This window comes from Streptomyces beihaiensis (assembly GCF_026274175.1).
GTDB lineage: Bacteria > Actinomycetota > Actinomycetes > Streptomycetales > Streptomycetaceae > Streptomyces > Streptomyces beihaiensis.
Genome location: NZ_JAPHNL010000057.1, coordinates 1 through 15940, shown reverse-complemented (window position 1 = coordinate 15940; position 15940 = coordinate 1). Strand labels below are relative to the sequence as shown.

29 protein-coding genes and 2 tRNA genes are annotated in these 15940 nt (G+C 69.9%); 27 read left to right on the top strand and 4 right to left on the bottom strand.

The features are described 5' to 3' along the window. The first annotated feature begins 82 nt into the window (after positions 1-82). The 22 genes from OFY01_RS07340 to OFY01_RS07235 all read left to right on the top strand — a co-directional run bounded on the left by OFY01_RS07340 (position 83) and on the right by OFY01_RS07235 (position 9771). Positions 83-433 carry a hypothetical protein gene (locus OFY01_RS07340; RefSeq protein WP_266597503.1) on the top strand — a complete coding sequence of 117 codons (351 nt, stop codon included), beginning with the start codon at positions 83-85 and terminating at the stop codon, positions 431-433. 28 nt (positions 434-461) lie between these two features. Beyond that, entirely contained in the window at positions 462-707 is a 246-nt protein-coding gene (locus tag OFY01_RS07335) for a hypothetical protein (RefSeq protein ID WP_266597501.1), read from the top strand. Positions 708-818: 111 nt separating this feature from the next. Further along, positions 819-892: transfer RNA gene (locus tag OFY01_RS07330), tRNA-OTHER, on the top strand. Between the two features lie 32 nt (positions 893-924). After that, positions 925-1431, top strand: coding sequence for a hypothetical protein (locus OFY01_RS07325; protein WP_266597499.1), 507 nt, complete (start codon positions 925-927; stop codon positions 1429-1431). A gap of 25 nt (positions 1432-1456) precedes the next feature. After that, positions 1457-1526, top strand: a tRNA-OTHER gene (locus OFY01_RS07320). Positions 1527-1615: 89 nt separating this feature from the next. Next, on the top strand, positions 1616-1801 hold the full coding sequence (locus tag OFY01_RS07315) for a DUF4236 domain-containing protein (protein ID WP_266597497.1): 186 nt from the start codon (positions 1616-1618) through the stop codon (positions 1799-1801). Between the two features lie 14 nt (positions 1802-1815). Continuing rightward, positions 1816-2010 (top strand): hypothetical protein, encoded by a 195-nt coding sequence (locus OFY01_RS07310; RefSeq protein WP_266597495.1) that lies wholly within the window; start codon positions 1816-1818, stop codon positions 2008-2010. Beyond that, entirely contained in the window at positions 2007-2381 is a 375-nt protein-coding gene (locus OFY01_RS07305) for a hypothetical protein (protein ID WP_266597493.1), read from the top strand. The genes OFY01_RS07310 and OFY01_RS07305 overlap by 4 nt, the downstream gene beginning before the upstream one ends. A gap of 18 nt (positions 2382-2399) precedes the next feature. Beyond that, positions 2400-2918, top strand: a complete 519-nt coding sequence (locus OFY01_RS07300) for a hypothetical protein (RefSeq protein WP_266597491.1) — start codon at positions 2400-2402, stop codon at positions 2916-2918. Further along, positions 2915-3286: a response regulator transcription factor gene (locus OFY01_RS07295; protein WP_266597489.1), complete on the top strand. Its 372-nt coding sequence runs from the start codon at positions 2915-2917 to the stop codon at positions 3284-3286. The genes OFY01_RS07300 and OFY01_RS07295 overlap by 4 nt, the downstream gene beginning before the upstream one ends. Beyond that, positions 3283-3756: a hypothetical protein gene (locus OFY01_RS07290; RefSeq protein ID WP_266597488.1), complete on the top strand. Its 474-nt coding sequence runs from the start codon at positions 3283-3285 to the stop codon at positions 3754-3756. The genes OFY01_RS07295 and OFY01_RS07290 overlap by 4 nt, the downstream gene beginning before the upstream one ends. Further along, positions 3753-3941 (top strand): hypothetical protein, encoded by a 189-nt coding sequence (locus tag OFY01_RS07285; RefSeq protein ID WP_266597487.1) that lies wholly within the window; start codon positions 3753-3755, stop codon positions 3939-3941. The genes OFY01_RS07290 and OFY01_RS07285 overlap by 4 nt, the downstream gene beginning before the upstream one ends. Then, positions 3938-4192, top strand: coding sequence for a hypothetical protein (locus OFY01_RS07280; RefSeq protein ID WP_266597486.1), 255 nt, complete (start codon positions 3938-3940; stop codon positions 4190-4192). Before OFY01_RS07285 ends, OFY01_RS07280 begins: the two co-directional genes overlap by 4 nt. A gap of 107 nt (positions 4193-4299) precedes the next feature. Beyond that, entirely contained in the window at positions 4300-6027 is a 1728-nt protein-coding gene (locus OFY01_RS07275; RefSeq protein ID WP_266597485.1) for a hypothetical protein, read from the top strand. After that, entirely contained in the window at positions 6024-6257 is a 234-nt protein-coding gene (locus OFY01_RS07270; protein ID WP_266597484.1) for a hypothetical protein, read from the top strand. The genes OFY01_RS07275 and OFY01_RS07270 overlap by 4 nt, the downstream gene beginning before the upstream one ends. A 2-nt stretch (positions 6258-6259) precedes the next feature. After that, positions 6260-6646: an HTH domain-containing protein gene (locus OFY01_RS07265; RefSeq protein ID WP_266597482.1), complete on the top strand. Its 387-nt coding sequence runs from the start codon at positions 6260-6262 to the stop codon at positions 6644-6646. A gap of 85 nt (positions 6647-6731) precedes the next feature. After that, positions 6732-7433: a hypothetical protein gene (locus OFY01_RS07260; RefSeq protein WP_266597480.1), complete on the top strand. Its 702-nt coding sequence runs from the start codon at positions 6732-6734 to the stop codon at positions 7431-7433. Continuing rightward, on the top strand, positions 7430-8008 hold the full coding sequence (locus OFY01_RS07255) for a DUF6248 family natural product biosynthesis protein (protein WP_266597478.1): 579 nt from the start codon (positions 7430-7432) through the stop codon (positions 8006-8008). Before OFY01_RS07260 ends, OFY01_RS07255 begins: the two co-directional genes overlap by 4 nt. Then, on the top strand, positions 8005-8226 hold the full coding sequence (locus OFY01_RS07250) for a hypothetical protein (protein ID WP_266597476.1): 222 nt from the start codon (positions 8005-8007) through the stop codon (positions 8224-8226). The genes OFY01_RS07255 and OFY01_RS07250 overlap by 4 nt, the downstream gene beginning before the upstream one ends. Further along, positions 8223-8537: a hypothetical protein gene (locus OFY01_RS07245; protein ID WP_266597474.1), complete on the top strand. Its 315-nt coding sequence runs from the start codon at positions 8223-8225 to the stop codon at positions 8535-8537. The genes OFY01_RS07250 and OFY01_RS07245 overlap by 4 nt, the downstream gene beginning before the upstream one ends. A 98-nt stretch (positions 8538-8635) precedes the next feature. Continuing rightward, positions 8636-8899, top strand: coding sequence for a hypothetical protein (locus OFY01_RS07240; protein WP_266597473.1), 264 nt, complete (start codon positions 8636-8638; stop codon positions 8897-8899). Between the two features lie 182 nt (positions 8900-9081). After that, positions 9082-9771, top strand: a complete 690-nt coding sequence (locus tag OFY01_RS07235) for a DUF4145 domain-containing protein (protein ID WP_266597472.1) — start codon at positions 9082-9084, stop codon at positions 9769-9771. 7 nt (positions 9772-9778) lie between these two features. Here OFY01_RS07235 and OFY01_RS07230 read toward each other — a convergent pair whose 3' ends face one another. The 3 genes from OFY01_RS07230 to OFY01_RS07220 form a co-directional block, all read right to left on the bottom strand. Continuing rightward, complete coding sequence (locus OFY01_RS07230; protein ID WP_266597471.1) at positions 9779-10558, bottom strand: endonuclease domain-containing protein; 780 nt, start codon at positions 10556-10558, stop codon at positions 9779-9781. Positions 10559-11511: 953 nt separating this feature from the next. Beyond that, positions 11512-11988 (bottom strand): DUF3761 domain-containing protein, encoded by a 477-nt coding sequence (locus OFY01_RS07225; RefSeq protein WP_266597469.1) that lies wholly within the window; start codon positions 11986-11988, stop codon positions 11512-11514. A gap of 78 nt (positions 11989-12066) precedes the next feature. Continuing rightward, positions 12067-12288, bottom strand: a complete 222-nt coding sequence (locus OFY01_RS07220) for a hypothetical protein (protein WP_266597467.1) — start codon at positions 12286-12288, stop codon at positions 12067-12069. A 143-nt stretch (positions 12289-12431) separates the two neighbouring features. Between OFY01_RS07220 and OFY01_RS07215 the strand changes: the two genes are divergently transcribed. Next, the gene (locus OFY01_RS07215; protein ID WP_266597465.1) at positions 12432-12584 is read left to right on the top strand and encodes a hypothetical protein; all 153 of its coding nucleotides are present in this window, start codon (positions 12432-12434) and stop codon (positions 12582-12584) included. 231 nt (positions 12585-12815) lie between these two features. Here OFY01_RS07215 and OFY01_RS07210 read toward each other — a convergent pair whose 3' ends face one another. Next, positions 12816-13031, bottom strand: coding sequence for a hypothetical protein (locus OFY01_RS07210; RefSeq protein WP_266597463.1), 216 nt, complete (start codon positions 13029-13031; stop codon positions 12816-12818). 43 nt (positions 13032-13074) lie between these two features. Here OFY01_RS07210 and OFY01_RS07205 point away from each other — a divergent pair, with 43 nt between their 5' ends. The 4 genes from OFY01_RS07205 to OFY01_RS07190 all read left to right on the top strand — a co-directional run bounded on the left by OFY01_RS07205 (position 13075) and on the right by OFY01_RS07190 (position 15783). Next, positions 13075-13314, top strand: coding sequence for a hypothetical protein (locus tag OFY01_RS07205; RefSeq protein ID WP_266597461.1), 240 nt, complete (start codon positions 13075-13077; stop codon positions 13312-13314). 152 nt (positions 13315-13466) lie between these two features. Beyond that, positions 13467-13793 (top strand): HNH endonuclease, encoded by a 327-nt coding sequence (locus OFY01_RS07200; protein WP_266597459.1) that lies wholly within the window; start codon positions 13467-13469, stop codon positions 13791-13793. 147 nt (positions 13794-13940) lie between these two features. Beyond that, on the top strand, positions 13941-14309 hold the full coding sequence (locus tag OFY01_RS07195; RefSeq protein ID WP_266597457.1) for a hypothetical protein: 369 nt from the start codon (positions 13941-13943) through the stop codon (positions 14307-14309). Positions 14310-14412: 103 nt separating this feature from the next. Further along, a complete protein-coding gene (locus OFY01_RS07190; RefSeq protein WP_266597455.1) occupies positions 14413-15783 on the top strand; it encodes a hypothetical protein in 1371 nt (456 codons plus the stop codon). The last annotated feature ends 157 nt before the right edge of the window (positions 15784-15940 follow it).

The following is a 15940-nucleotide window of genomic DNA, read 5'->3' as shown; positions in this document are numbered from 1 at the left end:
GTACTCTTTTTGTATGGCCAAGGGCGAGAGTCCACCGCCAACACCCCACCCGTTCCGTCGCCTTGACGCGAGGAGGACCCCAATGAGCGTGTTCCCGGCCCGCAGGACCACCGTCGCCGAATACCTCGTACGGCGCGGCCTGCCCGCCGACTGGCGCTTCGGTTCCCCTCTCGGCCGCGTCGCCGCCGACATCTACCGCCGCACCTACCGGCACGAGCCCGGCAAGGCGTTCCGGTTCATCAACGGCCGCTTCCGCCGTGTCATGGCCTACCAGCCCGCCGAGGCGCACGTGCTCGCCGAGGCGTGGGACCGCTACGGGCGCACCGCTGAGATCCGTGCCGCCCGTCCCGTGCACGTTCCGGCGCCCCGGCTGGTCAGCGGCGACGCCATGCGGTGGACCCCGACCAACACGCCCGTCCGCAGCCACCCGTAACCACCCGTCCATCCCGAGAGGGGCAGCCATGTCCGACACCCTGATCCGCGCACTCGACCTGATCGAGCCCGGCGACCTGGTCGTCTACCACGGCTCCATCGAGAGCTGCCACGGACTGTGGCTGGCCGTCCCGTGCCCGTGCGAGGTCTGCCGGGCGATGGACGCGTTCGGAGTCCCGGACCCCCGCCTCCTGCTCATCGACCCGTGGGGCGAACTGCCCGGACCCCACCACGTGCGCCGTCAGTCCATCACCCGCTCGGCCGCCTGCGACTGAGCGCGCAGACCGGCGGCCGGGTTCCGTTCCCCCGGCCCGGCCGCCACCACGGCCGCGCCGCGTTCGCCCCTCACTCCTCGACGGAGCGCGGCGACCACAACTCAAAACCGAGGTGCTGTAGCTCAGTTGGCAGAGCAGGCCCACTTATAAGGGTCGTGTCGCAGGTTCGAGTCCTGTCAGCACTACGTCCGAAGGCCAGACGTAGAAGGGGCCCGCCGTGGGCTACGACATGTACATCGAGAACACTCCCGACGACGCGGTGGAGGGCGAAGACACCTCGTACTTCCGCCTGAACATCTGGGGCATGTCCCAATACCGGGAGATCATGCACCAGCTCGGCATGGTCACCATGGACTACCAGAAGCCGAACTTCCCTGAGAAGCCCGACAGCATCGACTGGGAAGACGTGTCGGCCATCCGCTACCCCGAGGACTACGAGAGCCAGCAGCCGGTCAAGCCGGAGGCCGTCACCTTCGCCAAGACGATCGACGAGCACCTCGCCTGGCACCCCAACCCGCCGTTCGGGATCGCGCTGCACAAGTTCGCCTCGAACGACGGCTGGTTGGTCACGCCGGAGGAGATCGCTGCCGCGCTGGAGACCTATCGCACGCACAGCGGCGACGAGGTCGAGGTCATCGTCGGCGCCGACCGCCTCGACTACTGGCTCGAATGGATCGCCTACCTGGAGCGCGCCAGGCAACGGGGAGGCTTCCGCGTCCACTGACTCCCGGCCGCCCCGGCGGCCATCAGTCTGCGTAGCTCAGCTGGCAGAGCGGCCCCACTTGAGGGTGTGCAGGGGTTCAACCGCCCTCGTAGGCACGTCCCCAGACCGCCCGGCGGCCGGACACGCGACCGCGCAACAGCGCACCGACTCGCTTCCCGCCGCCGGGCCCCACCAGGAGAACGCCATGGCCTTCCTGTTCCGCAAATCGTTCCGCATCGCCCCCGGAATCCGGATCACCCTCGGCCGCCGGTCCGCCTCCGTATCCGCCGGGGCCGGGCCACTGCGCCGCGCCTGGTCGAGCACCGGTCGCACCACCGACACCGTCAGCCTGCCCGGCGGCCTGCGCTGGCGCCGATCCCGCCGTCACTGACCACGAGAGCCGTCATGACCATCCCCGCCTGCCACCACGTCATCGCCCACTGGGTCACCGACGAAGACAGACAGCAGATCAACCACGCCGTCGCCTACGCCCGCGAGATCGGCGACATCCAGGCGCTGCCCCTGCTGCTCGCCCGCCTCACCCAGCCCTGCAACGCGCGCGACAGCTACCGCGCGCAGAAGGAGAGCCGCCCATCATGACCACACCCCACCGCGTGATGTCCCAGGCCGGTGACCTCGTACGCCAGTTCAACCACGACACCATCACCACCGGCGACGACTGGCAGTACCCGCCGCACGCGTACGACGCGATCGGCTCCCTCGCCTCCCTGGTCCGCCTGCTGCCGCAGGCCATCGAACAGACCCTGCGGCCCGTACAGCGCACCCACGAGCAGGGCCGCGTCACCGTCGACAGCGGCCGGGCCCCGGAGCAGGCCGTCACCGAGCTGCGCGCCCTCACCGCCGACGCCGCCGCCCACGCGCAGGCCCTGAGCCGCGCCCTCGACCGCATGCACGCCGCCGCCTCCCCACTCGGCCTCGACACCCGCGGCCTTCCCGAGTTCGACGACTGACCTTCAGGAGATACCGCCATGACCACACAAAACGTCCCCATGGTGCCCATCAACGAGCGGCCCGACGGCTTCGAAGAGCACACCGTCCAGGTTGCCATCCTCCGCGACACCCTCACCGCCGCAGGCATCGAACTCGGCGCGTACGAGCGGCAGATCATCGACTGGCTGTCCCACTGGGAGTGGGCCACGATCGCCGTCATCGCCTCCTGGGTGGCGCGCGCCGCCGCCAGCCACGAGCCCACCCCGCCCGTCGCCCTGCCGGACCGCTTCGACGCGACGCCGGCCGAGGTCGACCGGCACCTGCGCCAGATCCTCTCCGAGGACACCTACCGCCGCTACCAGCAGGACAGCGCGCACGCGGCAGCCGCAGCTCGCGGCGCAGAGGCCCGGCCGGTCGACGACGACGCGAGCGCCCACACCGCCGAGGAGGAGTCGGCGGACCGGCTGACGCGACTGCTGGCGCCGACGCAGACCCTCGGCGACGACGGCCCGGCAGAGCTGCGCGCCCAGAGCACCGAGGCGGGTGAGGTCCGGTGAGCGCGACCAGCACTTCCCTCCGCCGCCACATCGCGACCGGCGTCAAGGACCTCGGCCTCCCGCTCACCCCGCAGGACACCGACCGGCTGATCCGCTACGTCATCGGCTGCGCCAACGAGAGCTACCCGACTGCCACCGTCGAGCTGACCAACCAGCGGCGGGCGGTCCTCACCGGCCTCGCCCTCGGCGAGACCGTGGCGCAGACGGGCCGCCGGTTGGGCATTTCGGAGCACACAGTCAGGACTCACCGGCGGTTGCTCTACCGGCAGCTGGGGGTTCACACGGGGCCCGCGGCGGTTGCTGCCGGGATCCGGTTCGGGGCGCTGCGTGTGCCGTCCGCTCCTTCTGTGCCGGGCGGTGAAGCATGAGCGCCCGCGCTGCGATCCGTGAATCACTGCTCATCCGCTACCAGGACGCCCCCAACCCGGGGCTGGTCGCGCGCGTGATTGCCATGAACGCGCGCTCGGAGGAACTGCGCGAGGCCGCCGACGCACTGAATCACGGCGGGTTCCAGATGCCCGCTGACCTACTGCGGCAGATGGCGGCGGACCCACACGCCTGCCGTACGGTCGACGGCTCCGCACTGGTGCTTCCGATCTTCCGCGCGTCGCGCGAGTCGATCACGTTCGGCCTCTACCTCACGGCCGCGCCCGCTCGCGCGCACTGCGAGGCGTACGTCCGTCGCGAGCAGCCGACCGCCTCCCTCGACTGGATCGAGGACGAAGAGGACGGCGTCGCCGAGCTGGTCGCCACGATCGACGGCATCGAGTGGATGACCGGTTACGTGGTGAGGCGGTTGAAGGTCGCCGCCGCCTACGACGAGGACGGTGACGAGTGACCCCCACCACCGACGCCGCCCGGATCATCGGCCAGATCGAGCGCGGTGAGATCCGCTGCGGCCCGGACGCCGCCCGCGAGATCGCCGCCCGCGCGGAGGCCGCGTACGGCGCGGCGTGGCCCGCTGACCACGCGTGGGCCGAGGCCCTCACCACCCTCAACACTCGGAAGGACGGCCGCTCATGACCGGCCCGCAGCACTACCGCGAGGCCGAGCGCCTCGCCGGGATGGCCCACCACTTCACCTACGGCGACGGCGGAGACCCGGTGACCGGCGCCGCTCTGGCCGCCGAGGCCCAGGCCCACGCGACGCTCGCTCTCGCCGCCGCGATCGCGATGAGTTCCCCCGTGGACGGTGCCGAGCCCGGCATGGGCTCGCCAGAGTACGCCGCCTGGTACGAGGCCGCGGGTGTGAAGCCGCAGAAGGGCGATGCCTGAACCTGCGATGACCGAGGAGCAGCCCACCCGATGACCCAGCAGTGCAGCGCCCGGGGGATAGCCGGGCGCTGCTCCCGACAGCCTGCCACCTCACCCCGGAGATGACCATGGACCTCGGAGACCTGATCACCACCCTCGAAGTCGCCGACCCGACACTCGTCGTGCAGCACGGCTTCGCCAACCCGCACTCTTACCGCGGCGACTACATGGATCTCGCCTTCGAGCCCGCGGAGAGCATAACCGTCGGCGGCATGCTTGCTGCTGCCCGCTCCGCCCTCGGCGCCACCTACGAGGGCTGGAAGGGCGGCCAGTACACGATGGGCGAGCACACGTGGTGCTGGCTGTCGCAGGAAGGCGACGCGTCCGGCGAGACGATCAGCCCGCTGCTGCTGGAGTACATCCTCGCCGACATCGTGGAGCAGCCCGCCGCCGCGCCGTCCACGCCCGCCGAGTGCCGGTTCCTGGACCACGCCGGACGCCTCGGCCGGGAGCAGCACACGTGGGTGGCGATGGAGCAGCCCGCACCCGCCGACGCGCAAGTACGTGGCGTGCAGGCGTGGATGGCACTCGACCTGCACCAGGCCCTCGGCAGGCCCATCGACCACACCGCCGAACACCAGGGACACGCATCGTGGACCGACTGGTGGGCTGACCTCATCGCCGCCACCCGGACCGCGCAGATGATCCGACGCCACCGAGGCGAACTGGCCGACGAGAAGCCGCCCGCCGACCGGGCCGCTGTGGTGCGCGAGGCGGTCGCCGCCGTGCGGGACGGCGACCTCGGGCCCCGTGGCGGCATGAGCCGCGACTACGAGAACGGCTGGTGGGACTCACGCGCCGCAGCTGAGGAACGAGTCCGCCGCCTGGCCGACGAGGCGCAGCCCGCCGAGGTGGTGCACGTCGTCGCCGACAGCAGCGATGACCCGGAGCACGTGGACGACTGCCCCGGCTGCGAGACGCAGCCCGAGCCCGAGCAGCTCGTTCATGTCGGCTGGTGGTGCTGGCGCGGCGACAATCACGGCCACCTCGCCACCACGGCCTGCCGCAGCGACAACGTGCCCCTCTACGTGCCCGCCGAGTGGGCGGACGAGATGCGGGCGGTGATCCAGTGCATCGAGGACGGCGACGACGAGGCGCAGCAGGAATGCGATGGCTGCGGCCACGCCCCACACCCAGCCGACCAGTGCCAGGGACTCACCTTCAACGAGAGGTGCGAGTGCGACGAGCCTCTGGCCGCCGAGACCTGCCGCGCCATCAACGTCGCCAACGTCACCGTGACCGTGCGCGGCAGCGGCAACCTCACCGAGCAGGAGCAGGACTACCTCGCCGAGATCGTTCGCGCGGCGAAACGCCGGTACGCAGCCGAGCACCCCGAGCCGCAGCCCGTGCGCCCCATCGCCCTCGCCACGCCCTGCTTGAACTGCCCACACCCGTACAACTGGCACGCCAGCCGGGGGGCCTGCGAAGCCCAAGACGGCGCCTGCGGCTGCACGTCGTTCGAACCTGGCGAACGCCCCACGGCGGTCAACCCTCGCCGCATCCTCGGCGCCTGGGCACAACCCGCCGACGAGACGCAGCAGGACGGCCCGCGCTGCACCTGCGCTGTCGCTGGCGACAGCGCCGTCCCCCTCGGCCACTACGCCGACTGCCCACAAGCAGGCGAGACGCAGCAGGACGAGGTGGTGCACGCCTGCCCGCCCGACGGCTCCGGCCTCACCCCGTGCTGCGGACTCAGCCCCTTCGAACTGCCGCTCACCGACCGCATCAGCAGCGAGGAGACCGTCACCTGCACCGGGCCCGCGACCGAAGCGCAGCAGGACGGAGCGCAGCCGTGACCGCCGTCCTGGCCTACATCGCCCTCGTCATAGCAGCCACCGGCCTCCCCCTCGCCGTCTGGGCCCACATGCCCAGCAGGCGCGCCACCACCGACCCCACGAGCACGCCCGCCGCGCCCTCGTCGCCGTCAACGGCCCGGCAGCGACCGAAGCGACGCACACCGCCTGAACACGACGGACTGGCGCGCGCCACGGCGCGCGCCGACCACCACACAGGAGTCAGCCAGTGAACATGCCTGCGCCACTCACTATCGCCGCACGCCGCGCCATGGTCGAGGAACTGCTGCGCCAGGAGCCAGCCCTCAGCGCCCGCAACATCGCAGCCCGGCTCGGAGTCGGCAAGGACACCGTCCGCCGCGACATCGACGCCATCGAGACCGAGAAGCGCCAGCGCACGCCACAGCGGCCGACCGCCGAGCCGGAGCGTGCGCCGGACACCGACCGGATCACCCTCGTCCTCGACGCCCGACTGCGCCAGGCGCTCGCCGTGCTGCGCGCCACCCGCGGCCTGCCGGACACCCGGCAGGTCAACGCGGTGGCCGCGCGCACCGCGATCCTCTCCATGGCGAGCATCGTCCTGGAGGCCCGGCAGAACCCCCAGGAAGGCACCCACCGATGACGCCCCGCCTCGAAGCCCTGGCCGCCTCCGACTGGCGGGCGAAGAAACTCGCCGACGCCCGCCGCCGCTCCCTCGGAGAGACATCGTGAACTACCACCCGTACCCCGACGCCGACCGCGCCCTTGCCCAGGTGGAGCGCGGCCGCGCACCCGAGCCGGACCGCTGCCCAGTCTGCACCCACTTCGTCAGCCGCCACGCGCTGGAAGACGGAACACCCGTCTGCACGCGCGGCGTCGGCCTGGTCTCCTGCCGAGACTGCGCCGAGACATGGGCTCAGAACCCCACGGTCGCCGCGCTGACGGACCTCGGCCGTGTCCTCCAACTCGGCTCCGGCCGCCAGGTCCTCGCCGAGCACCCGCGCCGGACCGGGAAGACGGCCATCACTGCGGCGGTCGCCGAGCAAGCGCTGAGGGCTGGCGAGCACGTCCACGTGTCTTCCCGTGATGGCGTTCGATGCGCCGGGGGAGACCCGGCCTGCCCGCTGCCCAGATACACCCCGGACCGCCCGATCGCCCTTGCTCGTGTCGTCCGCACGTGCAACGCCGTCCCCTCGCAATGGAACGCCTGGACCGTCGACGGCCAGTACCTGTACCTGCGCTACCGGTCCGGGACCGGCACCGTCGACGCCTACGACACCGAGGACAGCGCGCATTGGCCCCGCATCCCCGACGGCGCCGTCGCCCGCTTCGACACCGGCGACCGCCATGACGGAGAGATGGACCTGACCGAGTTCTGCGAGCGAGCCGGCCTCCAGATCGCCGAAGATGCGGAGGTGACTGGCGAGTGAGCGCGCCGATACGCCGGCCGCAACGGAAGCTGACAGACGAGGACTTCGAGACGATCAATCGCGCCGCGCTGTTGAACCTCCACGGGGCGCTCATCATGGGCATCGTCGACCCGGTGCCCAACCCGAGCCCGATGAGCGAGGCCGAGGGCGCCTGGGTGCGCGAGCACGTGTGGCCGGAGCACTTCCGGGAGATCGACCGGAAGTATCCGTTCGGCTTCCAGCGCTGGTCGATGTGCGAGCGCGGTACCTGCTGGAACTGCCTCAACCACCGGTGCGACCTGTGCGTACACCGGCAAGAGGGCGGCCCCGCGGTCGACGACAACACGGACTGGGTGTGGGCGCCTGGCGGCTTCGCTCTGGCCCGGCTCATCGTCCGCCCGGGCGGCGAGCCGTGCGTCTGGTGGTGCCGCTGCCCGTGCCCCAAGACCGGCGAGGCCCCGGCCAAGCCCGAGCGCCGCCGTACAGTGCCACAGCCCGCCCAGGAGCTACCACCCCCGCGCCCGGCCCCGGCCGTCACTCGGCGAGCACCAGACACGCACCCTGCCCTGTTCGACGTGGAGCTGATGCCCCAGTGAGCGCGCCCCTTCAGGTCCGGCCAGCCAGCTTCCCGCCGGTCGGCTTCAGCACCGCGGCCCCGGTACGCGCCTGGGCAGCCTGGTGCGGCCCCTGCGGACGCGACGGGCTCAGCCTCCTCATCGGCCGGTCCGCGCGGCTCGACCGGGCCGGCTGGGATGCCTGCATGGCGACCGCGCACGCCCACATCGGCCAGCACGCGAAAGGCGGACGACTGTGACGGATCCGAGCACAGACGTCGCCGACTGGCGCACACGCACCGTGCGCCAGTGCGCAGACCTGTGCGCCACCTGCATCTACCGGCCCGGCAACCTGGCCCACCTGGTGGCCGGACGCGTCCAGCAGATGACGCGGGCGGCGATCGCCGCCGAAGGGCATGTCGTCTGCCACGCCACCACCGGCACCCCGCAGCCGGCCATCTGCGCTGGGTACGCACGCCACCCCATCGGCGCCGCCCGCTCCCTGGCGCTCCGCATGGTCCGCGCCGGCGCCGCGCACCTCGCTCTCATCACCCCACCGACCAAGAGGTGATACCCGCCGGTCCGTCACGAACTCCTGAGTAACTCCGTAGCATCCAGACACACTCCGACCCTGGGGGCACCGTGACATCGCGACGCCGCAAGCAGTTCATGCTCGAAGCCAGCCAGCGGCAGGCCGACCGAGAGCGCGCCCAACGCCAAGCCGAGGAACAGTCAACGGAACGGAGCGAAGACTATGCTGCGTTCCTTCGTCGGATGGATGAGCTGAAATACAAGCGCCCGGATCCACTGCCTCCGGCGTCCATGTCCAAGAACGCCGACCGGCTGCCGCTCTTCTGGCTGGCGTACTTCACCATCCCGATTGTCGGAACTTGGCTGCTGATCCACTTTCTCGACTGGTGGGAACGCCTGTAGTACCCGCGGCGGCGTACGCTGACCGTGAGCCCCCAAGGGGCAGGCGTACCGGGCGGCCGTACACCGCCCGCGTTCCGGGTGGGCCGCGCGAACCCGTGCGCCCGGGAGGGGTAGAACCCCGGCCCACCCACAAGCGCCAATACCCTCGCGAATCTGGCGAGTTGCTGCGTATCGTCTGCACCATGGCAAGCACAATCTGCGGCTGGTGCGGCGACCGGACGCACATGATCATGGTGACGGACCCGTACGAACTGCCCTCGGCGGTGTGGCCCCGGGACCGGGCCGGCTCGCCTGACAGGGATAGGCCCGTCTACATGGCGGCCTTCAAGTGCTCGAACGAGAACTGCGAGCGTCTGTCGATCGGATGGGCGAGCCTGTACAAACCCGCGGCGGTCCACCCGAAGCAGCAGCTCCCGAAAGAGCACCTGCAGTGGGATCCCGTCAGGGCGCGGCGTCTAGATTTTCCCGACGTTCCGGAGGAGATAGCTGCGACAGCTAGCGAGGCGCACGCGTGCCTAAGCATCGGCGCTGCCCGCGGGGCTGTCGCACTGGCCCGTGCCGTGGTGGAGGCCACCGCCAAGGCGAAGGGATTCACGTCCGGTGGCATTCAAGGGAAGATCAACGCCTTGCGTGACCAGGGGGTGATCAGCCCGCTCACGGCGGATACCAGCCAGCAGATCCGCGACGACGGCAATAGCATCGCCCACGGTGACATCGGTGACGAGCCGATCTCCGGTGGCGACGCAGAGGCCATCCTGGAGTTCATGGACGAACTGTTGGGTGAAGTCTTCCAGCGTCCGGCGAAGCTTCAGCGACTCAAGGAGCGACACGAAGAGCGCAAGCAGGGCAACAGAACCGCAGCGGCCAGCTGAACAAGAACTACCGCGGTTCGTCGAAGGGGTCGAAGCCGAGGTCGCCGATTACCTGAGCGCGCCTGGCCGCGCTCGGGTTCCACTCCAGATGCCTCGGATACGACAAGCCCAGCGCGGCAGCCGGCGGTCGGGCCATGTATTCAGCCTTCGGACAGCAGTCGACGTGCGGGCACTCCTCAAGCGACCGGTTGCACAGAGCGCACAACAGCCCGCGGACCAAGCCGGTCTCGTGGTCATGATCCACCATGCGCCCCGGAAACAGCCCGCACAGATGGCAGTACGGGCCCAGCGCCTCGACCAACGCCGCGCGCATACGGCGCACCGCCGCAGTCTTCGCCGGGGCCGGCGGCCAATCATGCTGCGTTCGGTGCCACGCGCCCCGGCAGCGCTCATGCGGGGGCACCTCGAAGACGCCGGACCGCTGCTGTGCGGGCCGGACGTGCCACGCTGCCACCACGCTCTCCAGCTGGAACCCGGCGGGCACGGCCGCACTCGTGCGCTCGTATGCCCCATCGCTGTCCTGGTGGAAGTCGCAGTGCTGCTTGTGTAGCCACCCCCGCTCGGTCTCGGCTTCACCGCACAGCATGCGATCGCCGCGCAACAGGTGGGCCCGTCCGTCATCACCGACCACGGCGACGGGCGGTGTGAAGCCCGGGCGTGGACCTTCCATGCACGGGCGGCCAGCACATTCACGCATCATCTCTTCGATTCCAGCCACGCCGAAGTGCGCGAACGCCCACAACAGCTTCGCGCGACGGTACGGCGCCAGATCGTCCAGGCTCGGCATGCGGGCATCGTCGCGCACACCACTGACATTCGGATGACCGAGGCGCGGGCACACTGGACACGTGAGCACCCCATTTCTCAGGTTGCTCGATGCCCCCTCGTACGAGCCCCACCATGGCGCATTCGGTCCCTTGGCACCGCCTGCCCAGCCGCGTGACACTGCTGCTCAAGCGCAGGCAATCGTTGAACGACACAGGGGGAGACGTATGTTGCGCGGAAAGATCAAGAAGGCCATGACCGCTGGAGGTGCCGCTCTCGGACTCTCGGCAGGACTCCTATTAGGGCCGCTGGGCGCCACACCAGCGTCCGCCACACCCTCCGATTGCCACACCGGCACGATCATTGACTCGCCGGAGGGTGGTTGGGCGGACTGCTACTCGGGGACCGGCCACTTCCGGGCAGAGATCTACTGCACGAACAATCCGAAGTCCGGCTGGGGCATCTACCGCTTCGGACCCTGGCTGCGGCCCGAGGCAAATGCCACCTCGAGCGCGTACTGCACGAGCGATTACCCGTACGTCGTGGACGAAGCCTACGACCTCGCTAACTGGTAGGTCGGCGGACCGTGTCGGTACCCGGGCCGCGACCACGGCGACCCGGGGCGCGTACAGTCGGGTCACGGCATGACACGAACGCCGAAGCCGGACGCGGCTAAGGTCTCTCGGGGCCCGTGCAGGAAGTCGCCGGCAACGGGGACGACCGAGGGCGGCGTGCGACGCCCGAGCCGCAAGGCCAAGGGTCACAGACTCCGCGCGAACGGCAGGGCGCGCACGCCGATCCCTTCGGGGCAAAGGTCCACAGGGTCCCGCGCACCACAGAGTTCCCGAGGGGTGGCTGCCGCTCTCCCGCAGCGTGGTGCACTCGGCAGATCACTTCGGGAAGCGGTAACCGCAAGGCCCGTGACGGCGTCCCGCCCTAGGCAACGGGACGCCGTGAGCCGCAGCTCGGCCCGGGCTACTTGTAGAAGACGGCCACGCCCCCGTGGTGGGAGCACGCGCCCTGGTGGTGCGCGGCGAACGAATAGGTGCCGTCATTGCACATGGCCGTAGCCCCGTTCCCGGCATCGCTGCCCGACGAGCTGGAGCCGCCGTCGGACGAACCACCCGACGAACCACCGCTGCTCCCCGAATCCACGGCCGCCGCATGCGCCGTGACGGTCACCTTCACCTTGACCGTCTTCGTCGCCGTGATCGTCGGCGCAGGCTTCGCAGCCGCCGTCTCCGTCGCCGTGGCCGTCACGGTCACCGTCGCCGCCGGCTGCACCTTGTCCGATGCCGGCTTCGCATCGGCCCCGTTATGTTGTCCACTCGCGCCGGCACCGATGCCGACGAAGAAGGCGAGGCCCATCGCTGGCAGCACGTATCGCTTCCGCGCCCACTTCGGCGCCGTTCGTACGAGCGGCTGCGACGGCATCGTGTACGGGTTGCTCATGCGTCCCCCAGGGTGTGTTGGAGGGAAGACCGTAGCGGCGGATGTGACGCCTGTGTGGAGCTTCCGTGTAGTAGTCGCCTATTCGTGACGTATCGGCTGCTGGTCAACGACATCACCGGCGCAGTAGAGCTGGACGCCCGGTTCGAACCCTGCCCGCTCGATCATCGCGTCGGCGCTGTCTACCTTGTACCGGCAGTGCGCGCCCGCCACCGTCGGGTGCGGAAGCCGGATTTCCCCGACCCCCTCAGTCATCGTGCCGGTCTCGCCCTGGTGCGGGCCGTTCATCACGTAGTAGTGCATGGCGCGCACTCTGGATCCGGCCGCCTGGATTCGCAAGCCGTCTCGCAAACGACCAGATCACCCGCAACGGCTGCTAATCGAAGGGTCGTTGTCAGACCCTCGTGCCATGCTGCACTTCAACTACCTGAAGGAGGTGAGTAAATATGACCAGAAAGCAGCAGGCGGCCGTCGCCATGGTCGCGGCCCTGGCCGCGCAGGCGTACCTGGGCAAGGTCGCCAAGCAGCAGGGCGCCGCGCTCGGCCTGTCCGTCGTGACCGTGGGCCTGATCGGCTACGCCATCAGCACGGCTCTGTAGCCGAAACCGGGCCCTGGCTCTGCCGCCCAAATCGGCGAAGCCAGGGCCCGACTTGACCTATGCGACGTGCGATGGCGTGCTACCGACCTTGCGGTCCCCGACCCGGTATCCCAGCCTCCGGTCGAGTTACACCATGGCCGCCCTGCTGGGCGCGTCCAGCGGGACTCGAACCCGTGCTTCCACGCACTAACCGGCACGTCGCCAGCCGGATGCGCCCAGCATATGGCCCGATCAGGCCTCGTCGTCGTACAGCGCGGGGAAAGAGCGGCGGGCAACACCTTCGGCATAGGCCATCGCCTGAGCCAGCTTCTCGGGATCCGGTGATCCCGGGTTGCGGATCCCCTCGGCCCAGCCCTCGGCTACGCACCGCGTCAGGTGGGCCATCGCGGCGTCGTACTCCTCAGCCGGGCTCTTCACGCCGAGCAGGCGGCGAATCAGACGGCGCATGCGGCCAGCATGGCACGCCCAACCATCCGGGCACACTGGCAGCGTGAGCACCACACGCACCGGCCGCGACGGCCGGCCTCTCGTCCTGACCACCCAGGCCGCCTACTCCCTCGGCATGAGCCCCAAGCAGTTCCGCGACTGGGCGCGCCGTCGCACCCTCACCCCGGCCGGCTTCCGGCCCAACCCCAACCGCGGCCAAGCGCTGGCCCTGTGGGACCTCGCCGACATCGCCGACGCCGTACGCCACCGGCACGCCCAGAAGCCCATGCGCCAGAGCGCCTGACCTGCACCGGCTTGACATAGATCACGTACGACGCTCATTCTGTGAGACGTTGGCAGCGCTGTCGTGAGGGTCTCCCACCAAATCACTGCCACCCCGCAACATTCCGAGCCCGGCCATAGAGCCGGGCTCTCGCATGTCCCGGGGGTGGAGCCGTGCCCCAGCTGTCCGAGCAGGAGATCGCCCGCCGCACCCGGCAGGCCCGCAGCGGCCGACCCTGGCGCCGCCTCCAAGCCCAGGTGTACGCCGAGGAGACCCACTGCTGGTGGTGCCACAGGTGGGTCGACCAGGCTCTGCCTGGCACCACACACCCCATGGCGCGCACCGTCGACCATGTCGTCCCGCTCTGGCTCGGCGGAGATCCGCTCGACAGATCGAACGTCCGGCTCGCCCACCGCCGGTGCAACACGGCCCGGAACAACCAGCTGCGCGCCGCGCAGCAGCCGCGCCCCAGCTTCACCGTCGACGCTGCAATCCTGTGACCTGGGAAAACGTTGGAATGTCCGAATTTCCGGACCATGATCGACTTTTTTTGATCAAGGGCTGGACGACCCCGCCCCCACCTGACCCTCCCTCTCCCCCCGCGATTTTTGGGCAGCGCCAAGCGATCATGGAGGGAGAGGGAGACGGTGTCTGATGAGCCTGCCAGTCTCGGTGAACGGGGTCGCCGGATGTGGCGGGAATCCCTGGCGATCTGGTCTCTGACCCCAGCTCACCTGGTGCTGCTGGAGGAGGCTTGCCGGATCGCTGACCGGCTCGAACTTCTTGACTCCATACTGCGCGCGTCCTCGGCGGATGTCAACACTGATGTCACGCAATTCCCTGATATTTGGGGAGTGTTGGGGGAGTCTCGGCAGCAATCTGCGGCTCTCAAGGCCCTTCTGGCGGAGATCCGGCAAGGCCAGTACGGCGCCTCTCCGGCCACCGTTGATCCGACGGGGGGTGCGGGTGTCTCCGACCTCACCGCGCGGATCGCACGCAAGCAGGCCGAGGGTTGAGCTCGGGCCGCCGTCCGCATACACGCTCGGGCCGGAGGCGTGCGAACTCGCCGAACGCGCCGGGCTCATCGCGGACCCGTGGCAGGCCGACAGCCTCGACCTGATGATGTCCGTCCGCCCGGACGGGAAGTGGGCGTGCTTCGAGTTCGCCGAGTGGGTGCCGCGCCAGAACGGCAAAGGCGCGATCCTGGAGATCCGGGCCCTGGCCGGGTTCCTGCTCCTGGGCGAGCAGCTGATCATGTGGTCGGCGCACGAGTACAAGACGGCCATCCGCGCGTTCCGGCGGATGAAGCAGTTGCTGAAGCGGCTCGGCAAGCAGGTCGGCGCGAACGAGAACCTCCTCGAAGTCGACGGCATCCGCATCAAGGTCATCAACACCAACGGTGAGGAAGGCTTCGAGCGCCTCGATACCAACGCCGAGCTGAAGTTCATTGCCCGCAGCAAGGGCAGCGGCCGAGGATTCACCGGCCACCTCAACATCATCGACGAGGCGTTCGCCTACACGTGGGAGCAGAACGAGGCCCTCATGCCGACGATGCGGGCCGTCCAGAACCCTCAGATCGTCTACACGTCGACGCCGCCGCTCTCCGGCGACACGGGCGCCGTGATGTACGCGCTGCGCGAGCGAGCCGAAGCAGGCGGGGACGCCTCACTCGGCTACCGCGACTGGGGCCTCGACGGCGACCTGGACCACCTCACGGACATCGACCTGGACGACCAGGCGCTGTGGGAGGAGACCAACCCGGCGTGGGGCCAGCGGGTCACCGAAGAGGCGACCGCGCGCGACCGGCGCGGCATGTCCGATCAGGGCTTCGCGCGGGAGATCCTCGGTATCTGGCCCAAGCGCGCCGAAGGCTCCACGGTCATCGACCCGGCCAAGTGGGCGGCCATGCTCGACGAGGCATCGCAGCGCGACCGGGACGCCGGCCTGGCGCTCGGTGTCGACATCAGTCCGCTGCGGGACTCGTCGGCGATCTGCGTGTACGGGCTCCGCGCGGACGGCATGGGGCACGCTCAGATCGCCGACTACCGTCCCGGCACCAGGTGGCTCATGCCGCGCCTGGTGGAGCTACGGGAGGCGCTGGAGCCGCTGACCATCGCGATGGGCAAGGGCACGTTCGCGTTCCTGAAGACCGCGCTCGACAAGGAGAACTTCGAGCTTCCGGACGATCCGGAGGAGCCGGAGCCCGGTGACCTCGCGGTGACGGGTGCGCTCGACATGGCGGCCGCCGCCGGGCAGGTCCTCGACGGCGTCCGGGAGCAGGCGTTCCGGGTCGTGCCGAACCGGCACCTCGACGTCGCCGTGGCTGGCGCGAAGACGAAGGCCTCTGGCGACACCATCGCGTGGACCCCGACCAAGTCCGACGTGGACATCACTCCGCTCGTCGCGATGAGCCTCGCCCGCTGGTCGTACGACGCCCGCTCGCACCTACTCGCCGACGCCGAATACGACGTCACGGAATCGGTCTACTAGGGGGTGCGCGTGGACGTCCCGGAGCACATCGAGGTGCGGAGGTTCTCAGCGTTCGTTCCGGTCACTGCGCAGCAGCTGCTCGACGCGGGGCTGCCGCTGCTGGAAGGCATGGAGCCGCCGCCCGCGCGGCCCGCGCCGTCGCGGCGCGTCCGCTGGC

What these genes read in the sequence shown, in the direction of transcription:
- OFY01_RS07300 (WP_266597491.1), top strand. Translation starts at nt 2,400, where the DNA reads ATGACCACACAAAACGTCCCCATGGTGCCCATCAACGAGCGGCCCGAC.
- OFY01_RS07280 (WP_266597486.1), top strand. Translation starts at nt 3,938, where the DNA reads ATGACCGGCCCGCAGCACTACCGCGAGGCCGAGCGCCTCGCCGGGATG.
- OFY01_RS07215 (WP_266597465.1), top strand. Translation starts at nt 12,432, where the DNA reads ATGACCAGAAAGCAGCAGGCGGCCGTCGCCATGGTCGCGGCCCTGGCC.
- OFY01_RS07335 (WP_266597501.1), top strand. Translation starts at nt 462, where the DNA reads ATGTCCGACACCCTGATCCGCGCACTCGACCTGATCGAGCCCGGCGAC.
- OFY01_RS07190 (WP_266597455.1), top strand. Translation starts at nt 14,413, where the DNA reads ATGATGTCCGTCCGCCCGGACGGGAAGTGGGCGTGCTTCGAGTTCGCC.
- OFY01_RS07315 (WP_266597497.1), top strand. Translation starts at nt 1,616, where the DNA reads ATGGCCTTCCTGTTCCGCAAATCGTTCCGCATCGCCCCCGGAATCCGG.
- OFY01_RS07210 (WP_266597463.1), bottom strand. Translation starts at nt 13,031, where the DNA reads ATGCGCCGTCTGATTCGCCGCCTGCTCGGCGTGAAGAGCCCGGCTGAG.
- OFY01_RS07225 (WP_266597469.1), bottom strand. Translation starts at nt 11,988, where the DNA reads ATGAGCAACCCGTACACGATGCCGTCGCAGCCGCTCGTACGAACGGCG.
- OFY01_RS07275 (WP_266597485.1), top strand. Translation starts at nt 4,300, where the DNA reads ATGGACCTCGGAGACCTGATCACCACCCTCGAAGTCGCCGACCCGACA.
- OFY01_RS07290 (WP_266597488.1), top strand. Translation starts at nt 3,283, where the DNA reads ATGAGCGCCCGCGCTGCGATCCGTGAATCACTGCTCATCCGCTACCAG.
- OFY01_RS07340 (WP_266597503.1), top strand. Translation starts at nt 83, where the DNA reads ATGAGCGTGTTCCCGGCCCGCAGGACCACCGTCGCCGAATACCTCGTA.
- OFY01_RS07235 (WP_266597472.1), top strand. Translation starts at nt 9,082, where the DNA reads ATGGCAAGCACAATCTGCGGCTGGTGCGGCGACCGGACGCACATGATC.
- OFY01_RS07310 (WP_266597495.1), top strand. Translation starts at nt 1,816, where the DNA reads ATGACCATCCCCGCCTGCCACCACGTCATCGCCCACTGGGTCACCGAC.
- OFY01_RS07240 (WP_266597473.1), top strand. Translation starts at nt 8,636, where the DNA reads ATGCTCGAAGCCAGCCAGCGGCAGGCCGACCGAGAGCGCGCCCAACGC.
- OFY01_RS07305 (WP_266597493.1), top strand. Translation starts at nt 2,007, where the DNA reads ATGACCACACCCCACCGCGTGATGTCCCAGGCCGGTGACCTCGTACGC.
- OFY01_RS07220 (WP_266597467.1), bottom strand. Translation starts at nt 12,288, where the DNA reads ATGCACTACTACGTGATGAACGGCCCGCACCAGGGCGAGACCGGCACG.
- OFY01_RS07265 (WP_266597482.1), top strand. Translation starts at nt 6,260, where the DNA reads ATGCCTGCGCCACTCACTATCGCCGCACGCCGCGCCATGGTCGAGGAA.
- OFY01_RS07230 (WP_266597471.1), bottom strand. Translation starts at nt 10,558, where the DNA reads ATGCCGAGCCTGGACGATCTGGCGCCGTACCGTCGCGCGAAGCTGTTG.